We start from the raw sequence: 13,584 nt of genomic DNA, 5'->3' as shown, positions 1-13,584 counted from the left end.
CAATGCCATGGCCCTCTACCCTTTTATCATTTTACAGAACAAACATCAAAAAACAAATAAAACACTGGTTAATCATGAGCGCATACACCTTCGCCAACAGCTGGAGCTGCTCATCCTTCCTTTTTATCTGCTGTATGTACTGAATTATCTGATTAACCTGATTCGTTTCAAAAACCATTACCTCGCTTATTTTAATATCCGCTTTGAAAGAGAAGCTTATGCCAACGAGCGTAACCTGAGTTATTTATCACATAGAAAGGTCTTTTCCTGGCTCAGATACCGCTCCCAAAACACCTAATTCCCTGTCATTCTGCAATTAGTTTGCTATTAAACTTTTAATAAGCAACATTTTTGTTTTTCTTTGTAGGAATGAAGATTTTTTATGCCAGCTTCTTATTGGTTTTTATAGCATCCATAAATACCTTATCTGCTCAGGAAGTAGACACCATTCCAATTGACACCAAAGGTCTGGAGATCAAACTAAAGCGTAGTCCGCTACCTTCCAGAACTGGAGTTTTAATTTTTAAACCCGTAGCTCTTTCGCCCATCGTTGTGGATGCGAAAGTAAATTACTGGAAAACAAAGACCGCGATAGGGATCAATGTGAACCAGGCAACCTTTTCTAATAATTGGAAAGGTGGTGGGGTAAATTCCCTTGCAGTAGGCGGTTTGGTGAATTATAAAGCAGAATACAGCAAGGAAAACTACAGTTATGTGAGTGAGGTAATCCTGGAATATGGGAAAATAAAAAATAAAGATCAACTGCAGAAAAAAACCAGGGACAGGATCTTCTGGGATAATAAAGCGGCGATACAGATGTCCAAAAACTGGTATTTCTTTGCGTCAGTAAACTTTGAGTCTCAATTTGATAAAGGTTATAAATACACCACCACAGCGGGAGTGGAAAAGGCCGATCTTATTTCCAGATTTATGGCCCCGGGTTATCTGACGGAGTCAATGGGTTTTGAATATAAGCCTAACAAGTATTTTTCTACAAGAATTGGTACCGGGACCGCCAGACAGACTTTTGTATTAGATAAAAGCATCTTTATAGATAAGAATCCCAAATTTGGGGTCGACTCTGGTAAGACATTCAGAAATGAACTCGCTTTCCAGATCGTGAGTAACTTTGAAAAAGAAATCTTTACGAACACCACTTTGAAAGCAAGGTATCAGATGTTTATTCCTTACGACAGGCCACTGATTCACATAGACCATCGGCTCGATGTTACACTTACGTCGAAGCTGAACAGACTCATGAATGTGTCTTTAAGTGGCATAGGGCTTATGGACAAAGATACCGACCCCAGTATACAAGGGAGTCAGACACTTGCACTGGGCGTGATGTTTGTCTTCCCACGCTAATACTTTACAAATATTCCCATCTGATTCGGCCAAATTTAATAACTTTGGCTTTTACAAAAAATTGAACACTAAGCATTAAAGAAAATGTTTGAAAATTTACAGGATAAACTAGACCGTGCATTTAAAGTTTTAAAAGGACAAGGCAGTATTACAGAGATCAACGTGGCCGAGACCATGAAAGAAATCCGTAAGGCTTTATTGGATGCCGACGTAAATTACAAAACAGCGAAAAGCTTCACCGATGACGTGAAAGAAAAAGCGCTGGGCTTAAATGTACTTACGGCTGTTTCTCCAGGTCAGTTGCTGACCAAAGTAATGAACGATGAGCTGACCGCCTTAATGGGTGGTGAAGTAACAGAGTTAGACCTGAAAACAAACCCAACCATCATACTGATTGCCGGACTGAATGGTGCCGGTAAAACAACTTTCACAGGAAAACTGGCCAATTATCTGAAAAGTAAAGGTAAGAAACCGCTGTTGGTGGCAGGCGACGTATACCGCCCGGCAGCGATAGACCAGTTGCAGATCCTGGGAGAGCAGATCGGGGTTCCTGTTTATGCAAATATCGGCTCTAAAGATCCGGTAGCGATTGCAATGGAGGGTATTGCTGAAGGGAAGAAACAGCACAACAATGTAATTATTATAGATACGGCCGGTCGTTTAGCGATAGACGAGGAGATGATGAACGAGATCGCCGCCGTAAAAGAACATACTAAACCGCACGAAATCCTGTTTGTTGTTGATGCCATGACCGGACAGGATGCGGTTAATACAGCAAAAGCATTCAACGACAGGTTAGACTTTACCGGGGTGGTTTTAACCAAACTGGATGGTGATACCCGTGGTGGTGCGGCCTTATCGATCAAATCAGTGGTCAATAAACCGATCAAATTTATCGGTACCGGTGAGAAAATGGAAGCCCTGGATGTGTTCTATCCTGAAAGGATGGCTTCACGTATTTTGGGTATGGGTGATGTGGTTTCCCTTGTTGAACGTGCACAACAGCAGTTTGATGAGAAAGAAGCGGCAGAACTTCAAAAGAAAATCCGTAAGAACAAGTTTGATTTCAACGATTTCTATAGCCAGATTCAGCAGATCAAGAAAATGGGTAACATGAAAGACCTGATGGGCATGATTCCCGGCGTGAGCAAAATGATGAAAAATGTGGAGATAGAAGATGATGCTTTCAAAAATGTAGAAGCCATCATTCAGTCTATGACCAAGTACGAGCGTGAAAACCCGGACAGCATTCAGCAAAGCAGACGTGCAAGGATTGCCAACGGTTCAGGAAATAAAATTGAGGACGTTACTAAACTGATCAAACAGTTTGAAGACATGCGTAAAGTAATGAAGCAGTTCTCTAATCCCGCAGCAGCAGCAAAAATGATGAAAAACATGCCTAAAATGCCTCAGGGAAGAATGTAAGCTATTTTTTAAGATACGATATCAGCCCGGCCCTCCAAGCCGGGCTTTTTATTTGCCAAAAAACTACCTCCATATTGTTTTTGCGTATAGATTAGGCAAAACCCAATCTGTATATGCTGGTAAAAACTTATGGAAGCGCTGTTTTTGGCGTTGATGCCCTAACGATCACAATTGAAGTCAGTATTGGCGGAGGAAATAAATACCATATCGTTGGCCTTCCGGACAATGCGATTAAAGAAAGCCTCCGCAGAATAGAAAGTGCGATCCAGTCTGCCGGACTAAAAATGCCCAGACAAAAGATTGTGATTAACCTTGCTCCGGCAGACATCAGGAAAGAAGGATCAGCTTATGATCTTCCGATTGCCATTGCCATTCTTGCCGCATCAGGTCAGATCGAAAGCACTGAAACTGCCGATTATTTCATTATGGGTGAACTCTCCTTAGACGGAGGATTACAACCCATCAAAGGGGCCCTGCCCATAGCAATCCAGGCAAAAGCCGCAGGATTTAAAGGCTTTATCCTGCCCAAAGACAATTCCAGGGAAGCGGCCATCGTGGCCGAACTCCTGGTATACGGGATGTCTAACCTCGGTGAAGTGGTTGCTTTCTTTAATGGCAAGGAAAAACCGGAACGGGTATTCGTCAATTCAACCGATACTTTTCTGCAGCATCAGGATAGCTATGAATTTGATTTTTCTGATGTGAAAGGGCAGGAGAACATTAAGCGTGCGCTGGAAATTGCCGCAGCAGGCGGACATAACCTGATTTTAATTGGTCCGCCGGGAGCAGGAAAAACAATGCTGGCAAAGAGACTCCCTACCATACTACCTCCACTCAGCTTACAGGAGGCGCTGGAAACGACTAAAATACATTCGGTAGCAGGAAAGCTCAATGCCATAGATTCGCTCATGACAGCGCGGCCCTATCGCTGTCCGCACCATACGATTTCAGACATGGCACTGGTTGGCGGTGGTGCCCACCCCCAACCGGGAGAAATCTCCCTGGCCCACAATGGGGTGCTTTTTCTGGATGAACTTCCTGAATTTAAAAGAAGCGTACTTGAAGTCATGCGCCAACCGCTGGAAGACCGGAATATCGTGATCTCCAGAGCCAGGATGAGCGTGGTCTATCCGGCAAGTTTCATGCTCATCGCCTCCATGAATCCCTGTCCCTGTGGTTTTTATAACCATCCTGAAAAAGCATGTATCTGCGGGCCAGGTATGGTCCAGAAATACCTGAGCAAGGTTTCCGGTCCGCTGCTGGACAGGATAGACCTGCATGTAGAAGTCACCCCTGTTCACTTTACTGAGCTCTCGTCTCCTGTTGCCACAGAAAAAAGTGCCTTGATCAGGGAGCGGGTTATTGCGGCCAGAGCCATTCAGGCCCATCGCTTTCAGGGGAAAACGGATGTATACTGCAACGCTCAGATGAGCCCCAAAATGGTTCGTAAGATTTGTAATATCAATGTGGAAGGACAGGAACTGATCAAAAAAGCCATGGAGAAACTGGGCTTATCAGCGAGGGCATACGACCGGATCTTAAAGGTGGCGAGAACGATTGCTGACCTGGCAGCATGCGAAGACATTGAACCGGAACACTTGGCAGAAGCCATTCACTACCGCAGCCTGGACCGCGATAGCTGGGCATCCTGAGGTCTATTCTTCTTCCTCTTCTTCGCTTTCCGCTTCGTCTTCTTCTTCAGGTTGGAATGCTAAGATTTCGCGGCCAATGTTGTTGATCTCTTCATCCACTTCAAACAAAGGAAGGGCGGTTTCAGGATCTAGTTTCAGCCATTGAAGGTCTGTGTCTTTTTGAATGTGGGTATATTCTTTACCTTCTTTAAAAATTACGTAAACGTCGTTTCCTTCCGGAAAAACAGCGTAATTAATGTCTCCTATCTGAATGTCAAAAGGTTCTTGCATATTTATTTATTGTGTGGTTTATTGATTTGAGCCGGGGCTACCGTAAAGTTGAATAGTTATAAAACTGTAATTTTCCTGTGCCCACAACTTCTATTGTTTTCGTTTCATTACTGCCATTCGCTCCCCTTAGGTTAAGCGTGATGGTATTGTTCCCTTTTTGGAGTGGAATCCGGGTATAACTGATATTTGCCGGTAAAGATTGCCAGTTTCTGGTATCCGCCTTTTCAGAGATCAGGCTATACAACTGCATCCCTAAGCCAAGTCCTTCCAAAAGAGAGTTGTCTTTTCCATTCTTTCCGGTTCCTTTAGCACTCTCTCTCAGCACATACTCCGCAGCTTTTTTTACCGCCAGACGTGTTAATACTTTACTCATCTCTTTCAGAAAACGTTGATCAAGTGTCTTAAAAGCCAGTTCATTGATGTCTTCTGCTTTCTCAAAATTTACTGTATTTATACCATTACTTAAGGTAGCATTGTTGTAGAAAGGAGCACGTGCAACATATTTTGGATAGGTTGCCCTCAAACTTTGAATGGAACTCGCATTAAAGTCGTTCCTATTGCCATAACTATTGTTGAACGGAACGATGATCGTTCCCCCTACATTTGTGAAAAACAAACCGCCATCGCTGCCTTTAACCAAGGAAAAGAAAAACTCTTCCTGCTGTTTAACAGGTGCCAGTCCATTTTCCCAGAAAAAGATCAGCGCTCCGCCTTCGGGTGCTTTTTCTCTGGTATATTTAAGGTTAAATAACCCTTCAAACCTTTGAAGCTCCGACACAAATCCCATTCCATCGGCTGTTCTGAGCACATCTTTCTTTAAGCCTTCCGGCATCTGGGTTCCGTAATAAGTCTGGTCTTTGCTGTTCAGGTAAACTTCCGCAGCATTCCGGTAAGCGATAAAAGCATTGTTTACATCTCCATCGTGCTCATAGATTAATCCCTGAAGCATTAAGGAGAAGGCATCTTTAGAATAACGGCTTTCCTTATCATTAAATTTCTCTCCCTGCTCCTGCGACTGCAATGTAATCCTTCTTGCTTCCACGATTGCATCTTCTGTACGGTTCAGGTAAACGTAGTTTAAGGCTTTATAATAATGGATCATAAACTTCTCAAAGTCTTCTCCTTTATAAACCTGTGTCATCGGATTCACAAGCGTACCTACTACCGCATCCATTGCCCCCCCCATTCCATTTTCCAGGAGCTGGTCTGCCTCATTAAAGAAACGGTTACTGTTTTCGTAATCCCCGACAAGGTGACTCGTTTTACCCTTCTCCATCAGGAAAAGCAGTTTGTTTCTTGGCTTTTTCAGTAGGCTGTTTTTATCCAGCTCTTTAATTGCTTCCGGATAATTGCCGCTGGAAACCTGTTTGTAATATGGCCCAACCATGTCATTATAGCTGGAACAGCTAAAAAGAAAGAGCATCAACCCCAAAAGAAGTGATGCTCTAAAAGTATGCTTACTAATATTAACCATATTACATTTAGTCTGTAAAACCAGACTAATTTTTAACGTATTTAGCAATTTTTTTGTCTCCTATCCAAACCACTTCATTGGTTTGAATATTGGTCAGTTCCAGGTTTACCTGATAATAAACGACCTTTTTTCTTTTGTGTGAATCTACAATAGAGTTGATGGAACCCTGAAGGATATAATCAGCTCCATTCTCCAATCCGAATTTCTTCATCGTAGATACGGAAGAATTGTCTTGCTGATCTGCTTTTTCTGCACGTAATTCTTCTCTTTTTTTGCCACCCTGCACCAATCTCACGCGATCACTTTGGATAAAAGATTGTTCTACGTCTTTAACAAAAGTCTCGGCATCGATATGCTCATGGCTTTTATTGTTTACCGCACCAACAACAACCACTGGTTTCTTTCCTTGTTTGCCTTCCAAATGGTTAGGCAACCATTTTCCGCCCAGAATCGTTTGGGTCATTTCCTGAGCTACCAGCCTTGAATCTGTATTGTTCCAGTTTCCACTGATGTCAATCGATTCATCTGTATTTACACGTGTAACTTGTCTGGAGCATGAGCTGATGACCATCATCCCAGAAACTGCAATAGCTGCAATTGCTATTATTTTTTTAAACTGCATATTTCTAAATATAAATTTCTAATGTTGTTGTTTACCAGCGGTTCCAGCGCCCGTGATGTCCCCAATTACCATAACCATAGTTACCGTAGCCATAGTTGCTATAGCCAAAGCCCAGAGAGAGACCGATTGGAGAATAATAAGAATTACCATAATAGTAAGGATTATACCAGCTATTTTCATAATTCCTTTGTCTGCGTAAAGCCCTGCGCTCTTCCCTCGCCGTGTACCAGTCGTACGCTTTATAGGTATTCTGGACAGTGCTGCCCTGATTACGGTTCAAAGAATCCGCTAATTCTATATATTTAGCCCTGCTTTCCTGATATCTTGGATTCTGGTCTTCTGCCAGTCCTGGATTTTGTGCATAACCAACCGTCGAGTAAACCAGACCTGCGATGCAACTTGCGACAATAATCAAATTCCGTTTCATCTGTATATATTTTTATTTTATTTGTCAGATGGATCTTACATAATCTATGCCATATTTAGCTAAGATTAAGCTCGGTTCATTTTTCGAGGATTTAACTAAAAGCAAAATCACTCAATTCCTAATGCAAAGATATAACGTAGCGGGTTGATCTCTGCCATTTTAAAGTTAAAAAATGTTAAATCAATTCCCCTTTAATTTCTTAATGAATTCGATGAATCTGGTATTCGCATAGTTTGCAGCCCCGGATTCATGGTAAGAAACGCGCCCCTCCTTATCAAAAACGATGGTTGTGGGCAATGCACCGGAAAAAAGACTTTCAGGAATGCTGCTTGCCGTGGCGAAAACAGGGAGCTGATATCCTTTCCTGTCCATATATTTTTGGGCCTTACCAAAGTCGCTATCGGCATCTACGAGAATAAAAACAACTTCTTTGTCGTCTTTAAATTGTTTGTATAGTTTGTTTACAGAAGGCATTTCGGCCAAACAGGGAGGGCACCAGGTGGCCCAGAAGTTTAAAAACACCACTTTACCTTTTAAATCGCCAAGGTCGAGTACCGTTCCTGACGCATTCTTAAAGCGAATACCAGCCAAGCCATTTGCAGGCAGCAGCCCTTTTGTTTCTGCTGTGGTATCCGGTTTAAAAAGTCCTATTTCCATTAATCCCTGAATCATGATTGCTTTCGCTGAAGGAACAAAAAGAACAACCAGCATCAAAATCACGAACACTCCGTTAACTACATTACTCTTTTTGAACATCTTTCTCATTTCGATAAAATTTTTACACAGGAGCCGATGCAAATTAAAGAATAAATTCTAATTTGCAGAACAACAACTTATTACCTTGACCAGCGTATGATAAAAAAAACTATCCCCGGATTACTGCTACTCGGTGTAGCTTTGTCCTGTACAAACAAAGAAAACAAAATGGAAACCTATAAATGGCCAGATGCAGCGGCACCTGTCGCAGAGATAAAACCTTTCGTCAGAACCCTGCATGGGGATACGGTAACAGACAACTACTACTGGATGATTGACTATTTCAAAAAAGGAAAAGACAGTACTAAAGTCGTGGATTACCTGACCGCAGAAAACAAATACCTGGACACCATGATGAGTGGAACAAAAACGCTTCAGGCAGATTTGTTCAAAGAACTCAAAGGCAGAATCAAGGAAAAAGATGAATCTGTTCCGGTTTTCAAAAACGGATATTACTACTATACCCGAAATGAAGAAGGAAAACAATACGCCAAATACTGCCGGAAAAAGGGCACACTGGATGCCAAAGAAGAAATATTATTAGATATGGACGCGGAGGCGAAAGGCTTACCTTATTATCAGGCCTCTGGTTTCTCCGTTAGTCCAGACAATAAGATGATGGCTTTTGGGGTAGATAAAGTCTCCAGGCGTCAATATGTAATTCACATTAAAAATCTGGAAACCGGAGAAGTGGTTAAAGATGCAATTTCCAATACCCAGGGCGATCCGGTTTGGGCAATGGACAATAAAACGATCTTCTATACTTCCAAGAATGAAGTAACACTCCTGAGTGAAAAAATAAAGAAACACCAGCTAAACAGCGATGCAAAACAGGATGTGACGGTATATGAGGAGAAAGACAAGTCTAATTATATCGGTGTTGGGAAATCAAAATCCGGAAAATACATTTTCATTTATTCTCAGGCTACACTTTCCAATGAAATTAAAATGCTGGATGCCAGCACACCGGACCAACCTTTTAAATCTTTTCAGCCAAGACAAAAGGACATGTTATATGAAGCAATTCCTTTGGATGATAAATTCCTGATCCTGACCAACTGGAATGCCAAGAATTTCCGTCTGATGGAATGCCCTTTGGATAAAACCGGCAGAGAAAACTGGAAAGAAGTGATTCCTCACCGTAAAGATGTTTTACTTGAAGGCGTAGAGGAATTTAAAACCCATATTGTAATTACCGAACGTAAAAACGGACTTACCCAGCTTCGTGTTCGTACAACAGGCGGTCCTGAGCATAACATCGCCTTTGAAGAACCGACTTACACTGCTATGGTTGGGGCTAATCCTGACTATGACAGCAAGACACTTCGTTATGTGTATACTTCACTGACTACCCCGTCCTCTACGTACGACTATAACATGGATACAAAGGCAAAAAAACTGATGAAACAACAGGAAGTTGTTGGCGGATATAATAAGGACGACTATACTTCAGAAAGATTATACGCGACAGCAAAAGACGGGACTAAAGTTCCGATCTCATTGGTCTATAAAAAAGGGCTTAAAAAGGATGGAAAAGCACCACTATTGCTTTATGCATACGGCTCTTATGGCTCCAGTACTGATCCGGCTTTCAACAGCAGCAGGTTAAGTCTTTTAGACCGCGGTTTTGTTTATGCAATTGCACACATCCGAGGCGGACAGGAAATGGGTCGCCAATGGTATGAAGACGGAAAGCTCATGAAGAAGATGAACACCTTCACTGACTTTATTGATTGTGGGAAATACCTGATCGATGAGAAATTTACAGCAAAGGAGCATTTATATGCACAGGGTGGAAGTGCAGGCGGGCTTTTGATGGGTGCAATTATCAATCTTGCTCCTGACATGTGGCATGGTATTATTGCACAGGTTCCATTTGTGGACGTAATCAATACCATGTTGGATGAAAGCATTCCACTGACAACAAATGAGTTTGATGAATGGGGAAACCCTAAACAAAAAGTGGCTTATGATTATATGAAGAGCTATTCTCCATATGAGAACATAGAAAAGAAAGCTTATCCGAACATGTTGGTTACAACAGGCCTTCACGACAGTCAGGTTCAGTATTTCGAGCCGGCAAAATGGGTGGCTAAACTAAGGGCAGCCAAGACGGATAAAAATGTCCTGTTGCTTAAAACAAATATGGATTTCGGCCATGGCGGAGCTTCGGGACGCTTTGATTACCTGAAAGACGTTGCTTTAAACTATTCCTTCCTTTTCGCATTGGAAGGCATTAGCAAATAATACAGCTCATAAAAAAAGGGGATACCTTTCCAGGTATTCCCTTTTTATTATTCCTACTATTTCTTATCCATTAAAAAAGGATCAGTTAGCATCCTTTTTAAGGATTCGGTTAAAGGGCTTTGTTTAGCCCTCTGTCTTTCAATAAATGTTTCATATCAGGCTCTTTACCTCTAAAAGCCTTGTAAAGGTCCATTGGCTCAATGGTACCTCCTTTTTCAAGTACATTCTTACGGAAGGATTTAGCAACCTCCGGATCAAAGATATTTCCGCTTTCTTTGAAGGCGGCAAAGGCGTCACTATCCAATACGGCTGACCAGATATAGCTATAATATCCGGCCGAATAACCGGAAGCAAAGATGTGTTGAAAATAGGTACTTCTGTAACGGGGAGCAATTTGTCTGATCAGTCCATACTTATTCATTTCTGCCGTTTCGAATTTTAGCGCGTCTATTTCTTTGCCAGCAGGGATCGTATGAAAGCCCATATCAAGTAAAGAAGCAGCAAGATATTCTACAGTTTCAAAGCCCTGATTGAACTTCCCTGCATTTTTCATCTTTGTAATCAGCTCCTGAGGTACAATTGCACCAGTTTTATAGTGTTTCGCATAAAACTGAAGCACCTCTGGCTCAAATGCAAAGTGCTCCATCACCTGCGAAGGTAACTCCACAAAATCACGGGGAACTGAAGTACCGGCAAGGCTTCTGTATTTTACATTAGACAATAAACCGTGGAGGGCATGTCCCATTTCATGGTAAAATGTGGTTACTTCATCTGCTGTAAATAAAGCTGGCTCCTCTCCATTCGGGCCTGAAAAGTTGCAAACAATAGAAACAACAGGAGGGACGCGCTTTCCCTCTTTATAAGATTGGGTCGCATAAGAAGTCATCCATGCCCCACCACGCTTAGAACTGCGGGTAAAGAAGTCCATATAAATAACCCCAATATGGGTTCCATCAGCTTCTTTCACCTGATAAGCGGTTACGTCCTTGTGATAGACCGGGACATCAGTCAACGCGGTAAAAGTAATTCCATATAACTTATTCGCTACTTTGAAAAATCCTTCCCTTACATTGTCCAGCTTGAAATATGGCCTTAGTTCTTCTGCGTCATAATTGTATCTCTCTTTACGCACTTTATCTGCATAATGAGACCAGTCCCAGGCTTCCAGTGTTTCATTTTTGCCCTCTTTGTCCATCATTTTCTGCATGTCTGTGGCTTCCTGCCTGGCCACCGGCAAAGCAGCATCCCAGAGGCCATTTAACAGGCCGTAAGCCTCTCTCGGAGATTTTGCCATGCTTTCCTCCAAAACAAAGTCTGCATGGCTGTTATAGCCCAATAATCCGGCTTTTTCAGCACGTAAAGCAACCATCCTTGAAATGATTTTTTTATTATCGTTCGCGTCGTTATTATTGCCCCTGTTGATATAGGCATTATACATCTTTTCTCTCAATGCACGGTTCTCCGAATATTGTAAAAAGGGCATTACACTCGGTGTATGCAAAGTGAACCGCCATTTTCCTTCTTTCCCAGCTTGTTTGGCAGACTGGGCCGCAGCCGATTTTACCGATTCCGGAAGTCCTGCAAGGTCGGCTTGCTGGTCAATCAGCAACTCAAAATTGTTGACCTCCGCCAGAAGGTGCTGTCCGAAATTTAAAGTAAGCAGAGAAAACTCTTTATTGATTGCTCTCATTTTTACCTGTTGTGCTGCATTAAGGTTGGCTCCGCTACGAACAAAGCCTTTATAGGTCTTATCCAGCAAACGTTTTTGTTCTATATTCAGCTTTAGCCCCTCCCGCTTATCGTATACCGCCTTCACTCGTTTAAATAAATCGGCGTTCAGGTAAATGTCGTCACTATGTTTGGAGAGCTCCGGTGCCATTTGTTTCGATATGGCTTCAAGCTCAGGAGAAGTATTGGCAGAACTTAGGTTGAAAAACACGGTGCTGACTTTACTGAGTAATTTTCCGCTTTCTTCCAGGCCCACTATGGTGTTCTGAAAAGTAGGGACAGAACGTTGCCTGTAAATTGCCATAACAGCTTGCTGCTGCTGCTTCATTCCTTCCTGAAAAGCAGGCACAAAATCAGGGATTGTTATTTTGTTAAATGGAGGAACTCCATATGGAGTATTGTACTCTTCCATAAATGGATTCGTATTCTGGCCCATTACCGTTTTATCAGTAACCAGCAGCATTCCGCAAATTAAGATCATTGATGGGATTCCGTTTTTTAATTTCATTTTTCAGATCAGCTTTATTAATTAATCACAAAAACCTCAGTTGAGCTGAGGTCCGGCAAATATAATTCTTTAGATCAGGCCTGGTTGTCTTTAAAAGTATCATTGTTGCAACAATATCGGAAAAAGCGTGCTAAAATGTAAGGAAAAAGGATAAATAGCGGCTTTTAAGAAAAAAATAAAAAAAGCTTGTAACGAATCCAAAAAGCGGCTACTAATTGAGTATAAAAATCAAAACCAACAAACCATGAGAACAATATTCACCATCACCGCCATTACCTTAAGCAGCATCTTTACTACTAAAACTATAGCACAAAACACCCCTTTGGAAAACTCCTTACTATGGGAAGTAAGCGGAAAAGGCTTAACAAAGCCTTCTTACATCTACGGAACAATTCATATGATCTGTGAAAATGATTTCAGAATGCCTGAAAAAGCAACCCGTGCTTTTGATAAAACAGAAAAACTTATTCTAGAAATTGATTACAATGACCCAAATGAAATGGCGGACATGCAAAAAGCAGCTGTACCGGGAACGTTATTGAGCAAAACCCTGAATTCGAGTCAATACTCCCTCGTAGACTCTGTTCTGAAATTAAAAGCAAAAATCCCTTTAAAAGCTATGGACCAATATAGCCTGTCCACAGTCTATTCCATCGCAATTTCAAAAACCTTAGCTTGTGCCACAACAAAATCATATGAACTGGAATTTATTAAATTAGCCAAACAGAAAAATATAGCCACAGGAGCATTGGAAACGACAAAAGCCCAAATGGCATACTTGCAAACAGCCTATCCGGACGCTGTAATGGTCAAACACATTCACATGTTTGATGATTACAAAACAATGTTTAACGCTGCTGTTAAGGCCTACAAGGAAGAAAACATCAGCAAGGTGGCAGAAGAAATGAACAATAAGAAGTTCAACGACAAAGAAACCAATAAGTGGATGCTGGATACAAGAAATACAAACTGGGTGAAACAAATGCCGGAAATGATGAAAAAACAAGCTTCTTTCTTTGCTGTAGGTGCCGCACACCTACCTGGTAAAAAAGGTGTATTGGCGCTTTTAAAAGCGCAGGGATATACCGTTAAACCAGTAATGAATTAAGC

Annotated in this window: 12 protein-coding genes; 6 read left to right on the top strand and 6 right to left on the bottom strand. The window is 41.8% G+C overall.

The annotated features are described in order from the left end of the window. Positions 1–7 precede the first annotated feature (7 nt). The 4 genes from BLQ87_RS24135 (at position 8) to BLQ87_RS24120 (ending at position 4,442) form a co-directional block, all read left to right on the top strand. Positions 8–298 (top strand): hypothetical protein, encoded by a 291-nt coding sequence (locus BLQ87_RS24135; protein WP_074611483.1) that lies wholly within the window; start codon positions 8–10, stop codon positions 296–298. A 71-nt stretch (positions 299–369) separates the two neighbouring features. After that, positions 370–1,365 carry a DUF3078 domain-containing protein gene (locus BLQ87_RS24130; protein WP_074611482.1) on the top strand — a complete coding sequence of 332 codons (996 nt, stop codon included), beginning with the start codon at positions 370–372 and terminating at the stop codon, positions 1,363–1,365. Between the two features lie 84 nt (positions 1,366–1,449). After that, complete coding sequence (gene ffh, locus BLQ87_RS24125) at positions 1,450–2,790, top strand: signal recognition particle protein (RefSeq protein ID WP_074611481.1); 1,341 nt, start codon at positions 1,450–1,452, stop codon at positions 2,788–2,790. A gap of 113 nt (positions 2,791–2,903) precedes the next feature. Beyond that, positions 2,904–4,442 carry a YifB family Mg chelatase-like AAA ATPase gene (locus BLQ87_RS24120; protein WP_074611480.1) on the top strand — a complete coding sequence of 513 codons (1,539 nt, stop codon included), beginning with the start codon at positions 2,904–2,906 and terminating at the stop codon, positions 4,440–4,442. A gap of 3 nt (positions 4,443–4,445) precedes the next feature. Here BLQ87_RS24120 and BLQ87_RS24115 read toward each other — a convergent pair whose 3' ends face one another. The 5 genes from BLQ87_RS24115 to BLQ87_RS24095 form a co-directional block, all read right to left on the bottom strand. Then, positions 4,446–4,712: a hypothetical protein gene (locus BLQ87_RS24115; protein WP_074611479.1), complete on the bottom strand. Its 267-nt coding sequence runs from the start codon at positions 4,710–4,712 to the stop codon at positions 4,446–4,448. 37 nt (positions 4,713–4,749) lie between these two features. Next, positions 4,750–6,186: a COG3014 family protein gene (locus tag BLQ87_RS24110; protein ID WP_074611478.1), complete on the bottom strand. Its 1,437-nt coding sequence runs from the start codon at positions 6,184–6,186 to the stop codon at positions 4,750–4,752. A gap of 25 nt (positions 6,187–6,211) precedes the next feature. After that, entirely contained in the window at positions 6,212–6,808 is a 597-nt protein-coding gene (locus BLQ87_RS24105) for a penicillin-binding protein activator LpoB (RefSeq protein ID WP_074611477.1), read from the bottom strand. 31 nt (positions 6,809–6,839) lie between these two features. Then, positions 6,840–7,235: a hypothetical protein gene (locus BLQ87_RS24100; RefSeq protein ID WP_074611476.1), complete on the bottom strand. Its 396-nt coding sequence runs from the start codon at positions 7,233–7,235 to the stop codon at positions 6,840–6,842. A gap of 180 nt (positions 7,236–7,415) precedes the next feature. After that, positions 7,416–8,000, bottom strand: a complete 585-nt coding sequence (locus tag BLQ87_RS24095; protein ID WP_074611475.1) for a TlpA family protein disulfide reductase — start codon at positions 7,998–8,000, stop codon at positions 7,416–7,418. A gap of 87 nt (positions 8,001–8,087) precedes the next feature. Between BLQ87_RS24095 and BLQ87_RS24090 the strand changes: the two genes are divergently transcribed. After that, a complete protein-coding gene (locus BLQ87_RS24090) occupies positions 8,088–10,238 on the top strand; it encodes a S9 family peptidase (RefSeq protein WP_143010533.1) in 2,151 nt (716 codons plus the stop codon). A gap of 109 nt (positions 10,239–10,347) precedes the next feature. Here BLQ87_RS24090 and BLQ87_RS24085 read toward each other — a convergent pair whose 3' ends face one another. Then, the gene (locus BLQ87_RS24085) at positions 10,348–12,474 is read right to left on the bottom strand and encodes a M3 family metallopeptidase (protein ID WP_074611474.1); all 2,127 of its coding nucleotides are present in this window, start codon (positions 12,472–12,474) and stop codon (positions 10,348–10,350) included. A gap of 244 nt (positions 12,475–12,718) precedes the next feature. On the opposite strand from BLQ87_RS24085, the gene BLQ87_RS24080 reads away from it, so the two are divergent. Further along, the gene (locus BLQ87_RS24080) at positions 12,719–13,582 is read left to right on the top strand and encodes a TraB/GumN family protein (RefSeq protein WP_074611473.1); all 864 of its coding nucleotides are present in this window, start codon (positions 12,719–12,721) and stop codon (positions 13,580–13,582) included. Positions 13,583–13,584: the final 2 nt, after the last annotated feature.

Origin of the sequence: Pedobacter steynii, assembly GCF_900103665.1 — a bacterium.
In the GTDB taxonomy this organism is placed as follows: domain Bacteria; phylum Bacteroidota; class Bacteroidia; order Sphingobacteriales; family Sphingobacteriaceae; genus Pedobacter; species Pedobacter steynii.
The sequence above is the reverse complement of the archived record's forward strand: the minus strand, read 5'-3'. Positions and strand labels throughout refer to the sequence as shown.